At 36.5% G+C, this 15440-nt stretch carries 12 protein-coding genes and 1 pseudogene; 4 read left to right on the forward strand and 9 right to left on the reverse strand.

The window, feature by feature from the left end:
* Position 1: 1 nt before the first annotated feature.
* The 5 genes from RLT85_RS02775 to RLT85_RS02795 all read right to left on the reverse strand — a co-directional run bounded on the left by RLT85_RS02775 (position 2) and on the right by RLT85_RS02795 (position 4308).
* Positions 2-664 carry a P-loop NTPase family protein gene (locus tag RLT85_RS02775; RefSeq protein WP_311400527.1) on the reverse strand — a complete coding sequence of 221 codons (663 nt, stop codon included), beginning with the start codon at positions 662-664 and terminating at the stop codon, positions 2-4.
* Complete coding sequence (locus tag RLT85_RS02780) at positions 648-1166, reverse strand: hypothetical protein (RefSeq protein ID WP_311400528.1); 519 nt, start codon at positions 1164-1166, stop codon at positions 648-650. Before RLT85_RS02780 ends, RLT85_RS02775 begins: the two co-directional genes overlap by 17 nt.
* Positions 1167-1325: 159 nt before the next feature.
* Positions 1326-1607 carry a helix-turn-helix domain-containing protein gene (locus RLT85_RS02785; RefSeq protein ID WP_311400529.1) on the reverse strand — a complete coding sequence of 94 codons (282 nt, stop codon included), beginning with the start codon at positions 1605-1607 and terminating at the stop codon, positions 1326-1328.
* Positions 1608-1926: 319 nt separating this feature from the next.
* The gene (locus tag RLT85_RS02790; protein ID WP_311400530.1) at positions 1927-2763 is read right to left on the reverse strand and encodes an RteC domain-containing protein; all 837 of its coding nucleotides are present in this window, start codon (positions 2761-2763) and stop codon (positions 1927-1929) included.
* A 213-nt stretch (positions 2764-2976) separates the two neighbouring features.
* Entirely contained in the window at positions 2977-4308 is a 1332-nt protein-coding gene (locus tag RLT85_RS02795; RefSeq protein ID WP_311400531.1) for a phage integrase SAM-like domain-containing protein, read from the reverse strand.
* Positions 4309-5380: 1072 nt separating this feature from the next.
* On the opposite strand from RLT85_RS02795, the gene RLT85_RS02800 reads away from it, so the two are divergent.
* From RLT85_RS02800 to RLT85_RS02815, 4 genes and pseudogenes are all read left to right on the forward strand, one after another.
* On the forward strand, positions 5381-5854 hold the full coding sequence (locus RLT85_RS02800) for a Dps family protein (RefSeq protein ID WP_311400532.1): 474 nt from the start codon (positions 5381-5383) through the stop codon (positions 5852-5854).
* A gap of 26 nt (positions 5855-5880) precedes the next feature.
* Positions 5881-7353: pseudogene (locus RLT85_RS02805) on the forward strand (catalase).
* Positions 7354-7548: 195 nt separating this feature from the next.
* Complete coding sequence (locus tag RLT85_RS02810) at positions 7549-9654, forward strand: FUSC family protein (RefSeq protein WP_311400533.1); 2106 nt, start codon at positions 7549-7551, stop codon at positions 9652-9654.
* 363 nt (positions 9655-10017) lie between these two features.
* Positions 10018-11250, forward strand: a complete 1233-nt coding sequence (locus RLT85_RS02815; protein WP_311400534.1) for an IS4 family transposase — start codon at positions 10018-10020, stop codon at positions 11248-11250.
* Positions 11251-11327: 77 nt separating this feature from the next.
* On the opposite strand, the gene RLT85_RS02820 is transcribed toward RLT85_RS02815, so the two are convergent.
* The 4 genes from RLT85_RS02820 to RLT85_RS02835 form a co-directional block, all read right to left on the reverse strand.
* Entirely contained in the window at positions 11328-11534 is a 207-nt protein-coding gene (locus tag RLT85_RS02820; RefSeq protein WP_311400535.1) for a hypothetical protein, read from the reverse strand.
* Positions 11535-11866: 332 nt separating this feature from the next.
* A complete protein-coding gene (locus RLT85_RS02825; protein ID WP_311400536.1) occupies positions 11867-13039 on the reverse strand; it encodes an ABC transporter permease in 1173 nt (390 codons plus the stop codon).
* Between the two features lie 6 nt (positions 13040-13045).
* Positions 13046-14011: an HlyD family secretion protein gene (locus RLT85_RS02830; protein ID WP_311400537.1), complete on the reverse strand. Its 966-nt coding sequence runs from the start codon at positions 14009-14011 to the stop codon at positions 13046-13048.
* Entirely contained in the window at positions 14001-15401 is a 1401-nt protein-coding gene (locus RLT85_RS02835) for a TolC family protein (protein WP_311400538.1), read from the reverse strand. Before RLT85_RS02835 ends, RLT85_RS02830 begins: the two co-directional genes overlap by 11 nt.
* Positions 15402-15440: the final 39 nt, after the last annotated feature.

The following is a 15440-nucleotide window of genomic DNA, read 5'->3' on the forward strand; positions in this document are numbered from 1 at the left end:
TTTATTTACGTTTATCATTTGTGTTTTTATCAAAGGCAATGAGATTAAAGAGTTCTCTCATTCTACTGCGTACACGGTCACCATAGCGTTCCTCTAGTTCTTCCGCGTTCAGGTTTGTGGTAGCGTGGGTTTTGATCTTTAATTTAGTTTCCAAAAAAAGTTCATATCGTGAAAGCAAGACTTCGCCCATTACGTTGCAATCTTTACCGTAATGCCGACCCATCGGTTCAACACCCAAATCATCAAAACAGATGGAACTACTATCTCCATAATCTTCGATTATTTTGTAGCCTAAATGGTTAAAACCAAACACGATGTTTCGACAAGGCGTGATGAGATAAGGTCGTTGCAGAGGGACTAAATGTTTTAGTAACTTCATTAAACTGGTTTTACCACATCCAACGGGGCCAGAAAGCAGGATGCCTTTATCGATATCTATTTCATATTTTTTACAGTTTTCCTTATCCTTAATAAAGTAGGAACAGAGCTTTAGTAAAATATCTTTGTCCTCATCGTAGATTTTAAACTCTGGTCCGAAAAGAAGTTTACCCTTCGCATTTAGATAAATTAGGATTTTTGGGAAATCATAAATAACGCATTTGCCGTCAAACTTACCGAGCGAATATTCCACACCACCTTCGGTTATTTTAGAGGGGTTGTCCATAGTCCTTGTTTTTAATAGTTTTCAGGTTGTCCCGTTTTTGAGACAGTTCGTTAACCGTTTTCTGTTTTTTTATTTCTTCAGCCTTTAGCATCCAATTTTTCGCTGTAGAATGCCATTCAACGATTTTTATTTTTCCGCCAACTTTCCAACCAATCGAAGTGTAATGGTTGAAAAATTTTTTTCCTTCAACAGCAGGCCATTTTTGTTTTTTGAAAAAATCTAAAACTTCATTTTCATTTTTGGGTAGCTTAGGTTTATTGTTGTTTTTATTATGTTTATTAATGTTTATATTAGGTACTAATGCTTGTTCCGCTACTTGTTCAGTACTTGTACCAGTAGTTGTTTCAGTACTTGTACCACTAGTTGTACCGAATTTGAGCATCTTAATTTGGCTGCCTTTGTATGGATTATGGGACGGCATATAATGAATGTATTTCCAATTGTCCAAACCCTTCAAACAACGATGATAAGTCGCTTTTGAACCTATTTTTGCCATTGCCATCACTTCCTCACGATTTATATAAAAAACTTCTGGAAAGCGGTGGATATTCCAGTATTGAAACAAGGCTACATACAAGCTGATGTGGGTCGGGTTCAGCCGAGAATCCTTCGAGAACTGTTGAAACACGGCGTTGAGATGTTTTATATAGTTCATACATCACTATTCAATCTTGTTATGGATCCTGTTTTGGGTCATTACATTTTGGATGTCCTCAGCATCATAGTAGATGATTCCGCCAATTTTGGTATATGGCAAAGTACCATTTACGCGTAGGTTCTGTAGAGTGCCTATGCTCATTTGAAGCATATCCATCACTTCCGATGATTTCAGATACTTTTTTAGTTTTCCAGAATTTTGATTGGAGAGCAGCTCCTTAAGGTCATCAAGCAATTCCATCTTGAATTCCCGAAGATCGTCCGTGGTGATAATATTTGCTGGCATAATAGAACGGTTTTATAGAAAAGGACTATCGCATCGCTGTCAACTAAATTGATAGCCCCTTGCTTGATTTGATTTTCGTTCTACAAATTTGAGAGGTATTATTGGATTTTCTTCCCCATATCGACCGTAGTACGGTCAAAATTTAACATTTTGAAATTTGATGTGTTTTGGGTGTTTTTGACATATGTTTTTTCGATTTGCATCATCAAAAAGTAGCAAATAAAATGAAAAACGGTGTGAAAATGAGATTACCGTAGGTCGACCGTAGTACGGTCGTTTTTTAACATTTGAAGAAGCAAGAAAAAAGGAAATTTAGACCCTATTCTTCGCTTTTATCCATTTCTGAAAGTAAGGATAGCGCCAATTGGTCAAGAAATAAAGTCCGGCTATTCTTTCTGTTTTTGATTTCCTGGTAGGTTTTATAAATTTCCTTAGGTGTGAAATCGAAAATTTCTTGCATTATATTGGAGACTTTACGAATGCTCAATTTGTTTTGTTTAGCAATACCGGCAGAATGTAAGGCATAGACGAGTTCTACCCAATCGGTATTGGTAAAAGGCCAAGTCAATTTTTCATTTTCGGCCATAAGTTTGCCATTCAATTTAAAATGATGCTCTAGGTTGTATAGACGAATGTCTAAGTAAGCTATTAAACAAGTGAAGGCCTTCAGCTTTCCCAAAAGCATATCTCTCGGAGTGAAGAAATCGGGATCTTGAAAATAATATTTAGAAGTGGATATATGATAAGAGTCCATAAATTCCCGTGTATAATATTCTTTATCAAAATGAGTATGCTCAGAATCAACATACTGCGTAAAATCCAAGTTGCAAATAAAAAAACGGTTTAACTTTTGTATTTTTTTTCTGATGTATTCACGCTGAGAATCTTTATCAGCTTTAGGAAACTGAATCTCAAAAGAACGTATTTCAGTAAAATAGATAAGCTGCTTTAAAGGGATTTGTTTCGTATACTTGAAAAAATAGATTTCATCGTCAGTAGAATCGAAACCATTTTCGACAATTTCTTTTTTGAATTTGCTCAAAAGTTTGGTGCAAAGATTAATCGAACAGTTTGCTCGCTGCACTATGGATTTTGAATTTTCTTTAATTTCTTGTAATTGCTGTTCTAAATTTTTTGCGAGTAGATGTAGTTTCATATCATACCTATTTTACAGAGTTAGCAACTGTATATATAGGGCCGACGTTGGCTAATTGATTGAAAAAAACTTATGGAGGTGACATTCTATAAACAGCTATTTTACTGAAAAATATCAAAAAGTATGCCTTTCTAAATAATAAGTTAACTCTATAGTTTTATACGGCAAGGAATGAGTAGATGATATTTAGAGAAATATTCCCCTAATAGTCGATTAAAAATTAATCACACTATCCAAAGCTTCATCAGCATCCCTATTAATAAAGTTTGCCTGATAATTCAACGTGGTTTTTAAATCGCTATGGCGATAGAGCTTTTGAAGCATCAATGGATGTATTCTGTCTCCGGCAATATTTCCGAAGCTATGGCGAGCAATATGATTGGATAAATTTTTATCAATATCACATTGCTTAGCTATTCTTTTGAGATACTTATTGAATAACTTCGTAGCGTTTCTGGTCTTAATAAAAACATCCTCTTTATCATTAGAATTCGCTTCCTTCAAGAACGGGAACACATAGCCATTATTTTCTGACTGGCTTTTTTTGTAAAATTTAAGAATATCATCAGCTTTTTCTGGAATCTTAAGACTGAGTGGCTTTTCATTTTTGTTCATAATATAAAATAATCGTTCGTCCTTAAAGTCAGTCCATTTAAGTTGAACTATATCGGAAATACGAATTCCTGCAAAATAAAAGGCAACAAGCCATATATTATGAGTATGCCAAACACTAGAATGCTTTTCAAGTTTTAAAGCTTCGATACGCTCTATTTCTTGTATAGTTAAACCAATTTTATTACTAGAACCTATTCTTATTTTTACCTTATCCCCCGAAAATGGATAATATTTTGAGGGAACGATACCTTCTTTCATAGCAATGTTAAACAGCGTTCTTATAAAAATCAACTGATTAGTAATGGTTCGTGTTTTTTGGTTCAAGTATGCTGTGCAAAAAGTTTTATATTTTTCGACAAAAGCTTCATCAATATCTTGAAAATTCAGTGTTTTATTCTTTTTAAAGTATGCGACAGAATCCATAAATGAATACTCATTTTTTCTACCACGACTTATACGTTCTTTTCTTCGTTCTTTTATGGCTTTGATATTCTGAACTTTGGTCAAAGAAGTTTTTAAATTTAAAAATTCTTCTAAATTATAGAGAATTGATAATTCAGATTTAGCAACCGAGAATGTACCTCGGTCGTATTTGCTTTGTACTCTTTTTGCTGCAAGATTGAAAAAAGACTTTCCAGCTCCAGAGCCTTTCACTTTCTTTTTCATTTCCTTGCTTGAAATACCGTCATTGATTTCAAAAGAAATGTCATTTACCTCTGTCAATTTTTTCATTAAAAAATTGTTCAGTTTTCGTGAATTTGGGTGGGTCCTTTTTACTTTTCCCTGCACATCATCCCAATCTTTCTCCAACACATATTGACCTAAGAAGCAATAATTTGTTTTATAATCTTTACTGATTCGCAAAGCTAATGGAGCACTACCATCTTTTCTTTGTTTATTTTTACGTCTAACAATTTTTATAGCTGCCATACTTACAATGTTTTAGAACGGTATAAAGATAATCAAACATTTTAAAAAGGGGTACAGAATAGGTACAGAATAATTTGATTTTAGATGGTTTTAAACAAAGTTATATATCACGATAACCTCTGTTAGCCATTGATTTTAGGTTTATTTGTTAAGTTTTACCATATTATTGTCAAGGCTCATAACCCGAAGGTCACTGGTTCGAGTCCAGTTCCCGCTACTAGAGAAGACAAGGCTTCACAGAAATGTGAGGCCTTTTTTTATTTCATATAGTACAGAATATTGCGCTTTTCAAATAGTCATTTTGTTTTATTTTATTTGGTGTCAATTGATACCTATTACAATTATTTTTTAGACTTTGTCGCTCCCTTTATCCCGAACGGCTATCAACTGCTAAACACTAAACATGTGTAATCAGGAACGGATAATTTAATCTTTGTTATATGTTCTTTTTGTCAAATGTACAATACATGTGGGGTAGCTTAGCTGATGGCAGCTAGGAATATAACAGCTTATAGAGCACAGTTCTGAGAGGTCAAAAATGTGAATCTTTTATTTTTAATTGGATATAATCTACCCTCAATCACAGTTTTTATTTCCGCTTTTATTTTTTCCAAATTTCAGTTTGATATGATTTGCCATCAATTGCAATCATCTTTTATTTTTGCTCATAAAAATAAATTTCTACTTAAAATATCTATTCTAGATAAGTTTCCAGCGTTTCTTAGGTAGGAGCCTATTCCAATTAAATCTTAAAGGTGTTGTTAATTTAAACGGCCGATCTTGAATAAGTACGCAAATACTTCTATTGTTAATTGGCTATTACTATAATTTTGCAAAATCTATCCTTCTATAAAAGAGCACTCGTGGTATTCTGAAAAAATGCATTTTAAAGAATACGAGGTCTGTTACTAAGTTCTAATTTCAAATCAGCAAACGATCATCTGCTAATTCATTAAATATTTGTAACTTTAAAGAAGCAAACTAATTAGGGCAATTTAAAAGTAAAAACAGTACTTCAACAACCGCTAATAATAAATAATACAAACATTAATAAATTTAAAAACACAAGAAAATGGCTAAACTAAATGCTATCGGACTGGACAAAGAAAAGTCTAAAAAACTTTCAGAAAAACTTAATGAACTTCTGGCAGATTATTCCATATTTTACCAAAATATCAGGGGGTATCACTGGAACATAAAAGGAGATAAATTCTTTGAGCTGCACGACAAATTTCAGGAACTTTACGAAGATTTATTTGTGAAAATTGATGAAGTGGCAGAGCGTATTCAAACCTTAGGACATACCCCAGACCATCAATTCTCTAAGTACCTAAAAGATGCTAAAGTTGAAGAGAGTATTGAGGTTGCCGATGGTGTTAAGGATATGAAAGACACACTTGAATCGTTACAAATAATTATCACCTTACAACGCGAAATTCTAGATTTATCTGCCGATGCAGATGACGAAGGAACCAATGCATTAATGAGCGACTACATTCGGGAGCAGGAAAAATTGGTTTGGATGTATTCTTCGTATTTGAACTAAATTAGTAAATAAGAACGTAACCAGCAATGAAAGAAAAAGACGATAAGAAAAATTTATTTTCGGTATCGGGCAGACCGATAGCCGAAAATGAAAATGTTAAGACAGCAGGAAAAAGAGGTCCCATGCTTATGGAAGACTTTTGATTTCTGGAAAAATTGGCGCATTTTGATAGAGAAGTAATCCCGGAAAGAAGAATGCACGCTAAAGGCTCTGGTGCATTTGGAACGTTTAAAGTTACCCACGATATTTCTCAATTTACCAAAGCCAAAATATTTTCGGAAATAGGAAAAGAAACCGATGTGTTTATACGGTTTTCTACCGTGGCGGGAGAGCGTGGCGCAGCAGATGCCGAGCGCGACATCAGAGGTTTTGCCATTAAGTTTTATACCGAAGAAGGTAATTGGGATTTAACAGGAAATAATACGCCTGTTTTCTTTTTACGCGATCCTTACCGTTTTCCCGATCTTAACAAGGCGGTAAAAAGAGACCCAAAAACCAATTTGAGAAATGCCAACCATAACTGGGATTTTTGGACACTGTTGCCCGAAGCCCTGCACCAGGTTACCATTACCATGAGCGAGCGGGGAATTCCTAAATCATATCGGAATATGAACGGTTACGGAAGCCACACTTTTAGCTTAATCGATGCCGACAATAAAAGGGTTTGGGTGAAATTTCATTTTAAAACCGAACAGGGAATAGAAAACCTGAGTAATGAAGAAGCCGGTGCTATAATTGCCGGAGACCGGGAAAGTCACCAAAGGGATTTATTCGATACTATTGAAGAAGGTAATTTCCCGCGGTGGAAATTGAAAATTCAGGTAATGACCGAGGAGCAGGCAAAAGAATGTCCGTTTAATCCATTTGATCTGACCAAAGTTTGGCCGCACGGCGATTATCCGTTGCACGAGGTTGGCGTATTGGAGTTAAACAAAAATCCGGAAAATTATTATGCAGATGTAGAGCAGGCCGCGTTCAACCCGGCCAATGTGGTTCCTGGTGTAGGATTTTCACCCGATAGGATGTTGCAAGCCAGGTTGTTTTCCTACGGCGATGCCCAGCGCTATAGATTGGGTGTGAATCATTATCAAATTCCGGTAAATAAACCCAAATGTCCTTTCCACAATCCGTCGCGAGATGGGAGGATGCGCGTAGATGGCAACGAAGGAAGTACGCTCCATTATTACCCAAATAGCTATGATCAATGGGAAGAACAAAAAGAGTTTACCGAGCCGCCTTTGCCGTTAGAAGGCGCTGCCGATCATTATGATTTTAGAGAAGATGACGACGATTATTATACACAACCCGGCAATCTTTTCCGAATAATGAATGAGGAGCAAAAGAACCTTTTATTTAAAAATACCGCTGCTGAAGTAGGCGGTGCCGAAAAGTTTATTCAGGAAAGACATATTAAAAATTGTTATAAAGCCGATCCAGACTATGGAAAAGGTGTTGCTGAAGCTTTAAATATTGATATAAACGATGTAGAGTTAGAATAGACTTGGAAGTAGTGTAGAACGAGAGTTTTAGTTACATATATTTTTGATATTCCTAAACTTTTTAGGTGTTAGGAGAAGGTAATGCTTATTTAATAAACCTTCTCCTAATTTTTTACCTAAGGTCTTAAAGCTGAACTTAGAAAAAAGGTAAATAGTTCCTCTAAAACATTATATTTACAATTAAAGTATTCTGCCTTGAGCAAAATAATTTCTTATGTTTCTGAAAGTTTTAAAGAACTGCAAGAGTTTTTAAAAAGCCTTAGTTTTTCGAGAGCTTTGCGTGTTGGTGTTGCGGTTACCTTACCTTCGGTAATTGGCATGCAGCTGGGGTATTATGAGGTGGGGCTGGCGTTGAGTTTTGGTGCCTTTTGGAGTTCGCCCAGCGATGTTATTGGTAGTTTTCGGCACAAAAAAATAGGTATTCTTATTTCTGCCAGCCTGGTTATGTTGGTTAGTCTTGTTAAGGGCTATTTAAATTTAGAACTATCCTTGCTGCTCCCTCTTTTAGGCCTGTTTACCTTTTGCATCGCTTTTATTTCGGTATATGGTTTTAGGGCTTCGCTAATTAGTTTCTCGGGGCTCATGGCTTTGGTACTTAGTTCTGCTCAGGTTTCCGAAGAACTGGAAATTTATCAATATGCGCTCTTATTAGGCCTTGGTGGACTTTGGTATTTATTGCTGTCTAAAATTTGGCATCGCTTAAATCCTAAAGCTGAAACCGAGGAATTTTTATCTGAAACTTATTCGCTTACCGCGGAATTTTTAGAAATACGCGGAAAATTAGTTGATCCGAAAGAAAATCAGAAAGAGCTTCAATCTAAATTATTAAAGCTTCAAAGCGAGCTCACCAAAAATCATGAAACTCTTCGGGAAATTTTAATTTTATCCAGAAAAGCTACCGGTTGGTCTAATTATCGGGATAAAAGATTATTAGTATTTGTGCAATTGGTTGAGATACTGGAAACGGCAATTGCCAACCCGGGAAATTACCATCGCATGGATTTACTCTTTAACGAGCATCCGCAATATATTAAAAGGTTTCAGAGCGTTATTTTTGAAATGGCTTTGCAGTTGAGAATGATTTCTGAAGCGGGAAATAATATAGAAAAATTACCCAAAAGCGATGCTGTGCGCCAATGTTTTGATGATATAAGACGGGATGTAACCTTATTGCGAAATACAAAGTTTTACGAAGAATATCTTATTCTTCAAAATTTGCTGGCCTATCAGGAAAAACAGTTTGAAAAAATTAAAAGAATCAAGTGGCTTTTAGGAGCATCTAAGAGTACTGAAATTGATTTTATTGATGGAACAAAAGCCAAACGCTTTATAGCAGTTCAAGATTATGACCCGCGCTTGCTGCTTAGGAATTTTAGCTTTAGATCCAGTATTTTTAGACATTCCATTCGGTTGGCGGTAACCGTGATAATAGGTTATGCCTTAGGTTCTATCTTTGCTTTTCAGAATCCGTATTCTATCTTATTAATTATCATCGTAATTTTGCGACCCAGTTACGGACTTACACGAAGTAGGGCAAAAGATCGTATGATAGGAACGCTAATTGGTGGTGTTGTTGCCTTTGGAATGGTTTTTCTTATTCAGAACCCCTATGTTTATGGCAGCCTGGGGGTTGTTTTTTTGGTGATTGCACTCTCACTGGTGCAAAGAAATTATAAAGCTTCGGCGACTTTTATTACCTTAAGTGTTGTTTTTATTTATGCTATTCTAAAGGAAGATGTTTTAGATTTAATAAGTTTTCGGTTGTTAGACACCTTTGTGGGGGCTATTCTTTCTTATGCAGCCATGCGCTGGCTATGGCCAACCTGGGAATATGAAGAAATAAACGAAAGTATTGAAAAAAGCGTAAAAGCGAATAAAGATTTTCTTCATAAAATTGCCGATTATTATCGGCAGAAAGGAAAAATACCTACCTCTTACAGCATTGCACGTAAACAAGCATTTTTAGAAACATCTAATCTAAGTTCGGCTTTTCAGCGGATGGCACAGGAGCCAAAATCAAAACAAAAAGATTCAGAAAAAATTTATGAATTGGTCGTGTTAAACCACCAGTTTCTTGCCGCGTTGGCTTCATTAAGTACCTATATTCAACACAATACTACCACCGCAGCTTCAGATAGGTTTAAGCTTGCAACGCAAGGAATTGAAAATAACCTTGAAAAAGTACTCGCCTGTTTAAAAAACCGGAAATGCGACCTGAAGCAATCTTTATCAAGCGAAATTTTTTTAGGGGAGAATCTACCAGCGTTCAACATATCTGAAATAGATAATTTGACAATCTAGGATAAAGATGCTTTACAGGATTTACAAGAGGCGCATTTAATATGGGAGCAGCTGCAATGGCTTAGCTCCATGAGCGAAACCATGCTTAAACTTGCAGTTTCGGTAAAGTTAGATTGATGATAATTACTATCTGCTTATTACTTTCTTGAATATCTTCAAATACATTCTAATCGTGGCCATAGGTCTATTCCTCGAGGTTTGAATGCTTCAGTTAATTTGATGTTGGGAGGATTTAACCATATAAATCAATAAAAAGAATTTTGATAGGATTGATTTTTTATCACTAGTGTCCGATAAAAAAAGCCCCAATTTCTGGGGCTTTTTTTGTATAGTTGAATTTACCTACTAAAATAAATTTCAACTATGGGCAAAAGTAATACTTTTTTCGGACAGCCGATTTTCAGTCAGATGATAAATTTATTGGATAAGGAACAAATTGATAGATTGGCACAAGAATGTGGAACAGACCATTATTGCAAGAAATTCAGCACTTTTCAGCATCTTATCACTATGGTTTATGGGGTAACATCGGGTTGCAACTCGTTGCGTGAACTATCCTCTGGTATAGTAAGTTATGGCGATAAGATAACGCACTGTAAATTTGATTATACCCCAAGGCGAAGTACTATTTCAGATGCCAACAAAAGACGTGACCATAGTGTTTTTGAAAAGGTTTACGATGGTTTGGTAGCAAAGTACCGTCCGGGTTTATCGGACAGTCAAAAACAAATCATAATTGATAAAAAGGCCTATGCAATAGATTCTACCACGATCCGTCTTTTTCAGCCTATTTTTGAGTGTGTGGGGCGCAACCCTTCCAACGGAAAACGAAAGGTCGGGGTAAAAAGTCATCAAAAATTAGATTTGCAAGCAGGTATTCCGGTAAAAGTTTATTACAGCGATGCCAGGGAGCACGATTCCCTGTTTATACAAAACCAGGATGTCGTCCACAAAAATGAAATAGCGGTTTTTGACAAGGCCTATAACAACTACGCCTTGTTTGATAGGTGGTGTGAACGAGATATTTTCTTTGTTACCCGCTTGAAGGACAATGCCAAAGAACGGTTTATAGGGGAAAAGGACTTACTGGGGGACACGCCCGATGAAGTACTGAGAGATGCTAAAATCGCCCTGCCATATAAAGACAATAAGGGAAATGAAAAGGAAGCTGAATTGCGCCTGGTCTCTTATTACGATCCCCAAATGAACAAAGCATTCTATTTTCTGACCAACCTCTTTGAGGAAGAAGCCAGCCAGATAGCTTTGCTCTACAAAAAACGCTGGCAAGTGGAACTCCTTTTTAAAAAAATAAAACAGAATTTCCCTTTACAATATTTCTACGGAGAAAATAAAAATGCCATACAAATTCAGTTGTGGTGCACCCTTATTGCACTTTTACTAATAACCTTTATGAAAAAACAACTCACAAAACGATGGGGGTTTTCCAGTCTAATAAGTTTATTGCAAAAACATTTGTTCACTTATGCAAAATTCACGGACTTCTTCAACAACGTAAATGCATATGCCGTAGAGTTCACCAAAAATAGCAGCGTACAAGAAGAATCTCAAGAAAAATTAAACTTCTCCAGCGGCTGAATCCAAGGGGGGCTTACTTTTGAAATTGGAAAATAAAAGCCTATTTATAAGGACTCGGAAATGGTTTTTGGCTAAATTTAGGTTTTACCGGACAACAGTGATACATAATCTAAATGCAAATGCGGATCTACGTAGGGAGGCATAATGAGCTTTCCGCCGAGATCAATTTCTTTCTCACATTGGGATAGATTTGTTCCTATTTCTGTAATTTTCCCATCTTCAACTATAAGTTCAGTTGCTGCATCATTGCGATAAGTTTTCGCATTAAAAAACTTCTTCTTCATTATACATTTATTTTAAGTTAATCCTATTTTATCAGATAAGTTGGTGTTAACCAGTTTTATACGATATCTACAATATACAGTTCTAATTGTGATTTTAAGCTGATATATATCATAAAACCTACTGTTTTAAAAGGCTTTTGTTGTATTCTGGATGGGATTTAAGTATGAATCTAACTTTGAGTAACTGGTAGTAGAGTAGCAGAGGGAATATTAGAGAAGTGAAATTTAAAATTAGTAGTTTAAAAAATAACCCGGTGATTTTTGTAAAATCAATAATTTTTTAAAGCCATATTTCTATAAGTGATTTTTATTTTGCAAAGCTTAAATCTGGCTTACAAAGTATTTTCTTCCAGAACTATTTTTGTCTTTCTAATTTTGAAATATAAAATAACTGCTGATAGCGATAAACAAACTACGGCTATAATAGCCATGGCGATCACCGGCCCATAAATATGTGAAATTTCGGCGTGGTTGAGGTACAGTAATCGAAAGGTTTTTAAATAGTGGGTTAGCGGAATTAACTCGGCGATAAACTGTACCCAGGCCGGCATTTGGCTTAGAGGCCAGGTAAATCCGCTAAGTATAAAGCTTGGCGTAGCAACGACCATTAATACTTCTGTAGCTTTTAATTGATTGGGTAAAACAATGCTCACCAGGACCCCTATGCCACAAACGGCCAAAATAAAGACGAAAGTGCTTAATGAAAATGCCCAAAAAGCACCACCAATAATCATATTGTAATATTTTGAAAAACCATAATAGAGTAGGAGTATGCCTATAGACATAATCATATAGGGAATAATTTTAACGGCTAACATCCCAAATGGATTTGGCATTTTTCGCACCAATTCCTTAAAGGTTCCGTTTTCATATTCCGCAGCAAAGGTTAGAGCCAGCCCCAGGAGTAAAACCTGCTGAAAAACTGTTAGCAAGACTCCAGGAAGCATGAAATATAGATAGTTTCCACTGCGGATACTTTGTTTTATGATGGTGGTTTTAAAAGGTTCGTAATTTTGTGCGGCTATATATTCGGGGACTCCTTTTTTCATCTGGGATTCTATTTGGATACCCGCTTTCATCGTCATTGCAACCCCATTTACCGCCATTAAAGCAGTATTGGAAGTAAGGGTGTTGGAAGCATCTACAAAAATGGTAATCTCGGGCAACCTGTTTTGTTGGATTCCGGAAGTAAATCCGTTTGGGAGATTAACAATAACAGTGGCTTCCTCATCTATAGCTTTATTTTCTGCATCATTAAGGGAGGGTAAAACTGCTGCTACCTCAATACTCTCGGTCTCCTCGAGCATATCAATGAATTTAACACTCATTGGGCCCTGGTCTTGATCGACTACAATTATGGGCAAATCTGTGATTTTCCCTTTTTGATAAACAGCACCAATAAGTACGCCGTATAAAATGGGAGCGCCTATAAACAGTAATCGCAGGACATTATTGCTAAAGAACAGCCTGAATTCCCGATTTATTAAATGTATAAATTTCTTCACTTCAATCTATTTGTCGAGTTCCAGGGAAACCGATGCTTTGGTTATCAATCCTCTTACCTCCTCGGGATTTGTGGGTTGCACCTCTACTTCAAACAAGGCTTGTTGCATGTCAAAATCGGGATAAGCAGTGGCGATATTGGCGTATGAACTCAATGCTTTCACCATGACTACTTCACCATCAATAAGTTCAGTATCTTTATAAAGCACTTTTATTTTTACTTTTTTACCCGGTTTAATTTCTCCCAATTTACTTTCGGCAATGGTAAATCTAAAATAGACCGATTGATCTACATAGCCGCTAAACACGGGATAACCAGCCAGGGCAAGCTCGCCAATTTCCAGGTTGATGGTTTCTACCGACATATCCTGGGGCGCGGTCATATATTTTTCCCGCTCAGCTGCGTTCACTTCAGAGATTGCTCCCGAGGCTTGCAATTGCTGTCCCAGGGCCATGGTTTGCTGTTCTAGACGCCCACCGGTGCGAGCTTCTTCCAATTCGGTTTTGGCAGCTTCATATTGATTTCTAGCTCCCTGGTATTTAGCATAAACTTCGTCAAATTGTTGCTGGGGTATGAGGCTGTCTTGCAACATCTTTTCTAACCGATTCTTAGATTTTTGGGCAAATTCAAATTGTTCTTTAAGTCCGTTTACCTTGTTTTGTAATTGGCGCAATTGGGCACTTGTAGCTCCCTTTTGGGCCATTTGGTACTGCGCTTCTGCGGATTTAAAAGCACCTTCGGCCTGTTGTTTTTTGGCATCGACTTCGGGAATATCTAAAATAGCCAAAGTGTCACTTTTTTTTACAAGATCCCCTTTGGAGACCAATATCTTTTCAACAGTACCAGGCACTTTGGTAACCACTGAGATTTGCGTCCGCTCAATTTTCCCCATAAAGGCTGGCTCAATTTTTTTGTCGGAGCAAGCGGCAAAAACAACCAGAATCGCTAAGAATAAACTATTTTTAATTTTCATTTTTGCTATAAATTTTATCCAACAACTCCCCGGTGGCCAGCAAAAGTTCTATTGTCGTTGCCCTTTGATTGAGAATTTGATTGTAATAATTTAAATTTACTTTGTAGTAATTATTTTCAGATTCCAGACGTTCTGTTAAATCAACTAAACCTGCGCGGTATTGTTTTGTAGCCAATTGTAAATTGTTTTTGGCTATTTTAACGCGTTGGCCTGCCACTAAGACCTTTTGCTCTGCTGTTTTTAAATCAGATTGATTTTTAAATAACAGCAGCTCAAATTTCTCACGGGTATCCTTTAGCTTGGTTTTACTTATCTCGAGTTCGATCCCGGCCTTTTTTATGTTCTTGTTGTTTTCACCTCCCTTAAACAAATCCCATTGTAAACCAACGCCAACCGCAGCTGCCGGCTCCATGCGTATGTGCTCTGCTTCTAAAGTTACATCGTCGGCAATGGGTACATCTTTAAAGTCTATACTGGTGTCGAAGGCATTTAAATACGCCAAATTTCCAAAAGCAAAAACTTTTGGGAAAAAACTTCCCTTTTCTTTTTTATAAGCAAATTCCTTTGCTTTTTTTCCCGCTTCCAGGGCTTTTAACTCTACTCTTTTCTCTGCATCCAGGGAAGCCGTGCTTATCATAAAGATTTTTAACTCATAGGAAATAGCCTGTAATTCTTGTTCGCTCATTCGCGTAAGGTAACCAAGCTTGGCAAGCAATACATTTCTGTTTCCTTCGGCTTCAAGCTGTTTCTCTTTCAGTTCCAGCATTGCTAATTTTACTTTGTCGCGGTCATAAGGAATGGCCAGACCATTTTCTATAGCTTTTAAAACCTTTTTATGTTCTGTTTCGAGCCGCTTTTCAGAATCTTCAATTAATTTATCCACCTCATTCAAGAGCATCAATTGGTCAAAAGTAGTAATGACTTCCTTAGCAATCTCTTCTTTACCAGCTTCAGCTAAAAAACGTTCTGCTTTTTGTTTTTCTTTTAATGCCTTTATGCCACTATTAATTTGGTTACCCGCAAAAATAAGCTGCCTTGCCGATAGCGAGCCTAGAAAAACCTGGGTTTGAAAATTGGAGACGAGGGGATCTTCTAAAAATGGCGTGCCGCTAATAGGTAAATATTGGGTGGGAAACTTAGGGCTCAATTGTGAATATAAAAACCCGTAGCCTCCCGAAAATGAAATTTGGGGCAATTTTTTCCCCTTCACAATTTCCATATCAAATTGTGTATTGTCAGCTTGCATCTGCTGTATATCAACTTCGGCACTTTCTGTAATCGCTTTTTGAATGGGCTCTTTTAAAATAGCTTCAATAAAGCTTTGGGCCTGGATGGGGGTATCAAATAAGAATATCATTATAATGCCCAAACAGCTTAACTTACTTTTCATATTAGACTGATTTACCCAATTTCTGTAAAGTTAACGAAA

It is taken from the genome of Mesonia ostreae, assembly GCF_031845265.1.
GTDB classification, from domain to species: domain Bacteria; phylum Bacteroidota; class Bacteroidia; order Flavobacteriales; family Flavobacteriaceae; genus Mesonia; species Mesonia ostreae.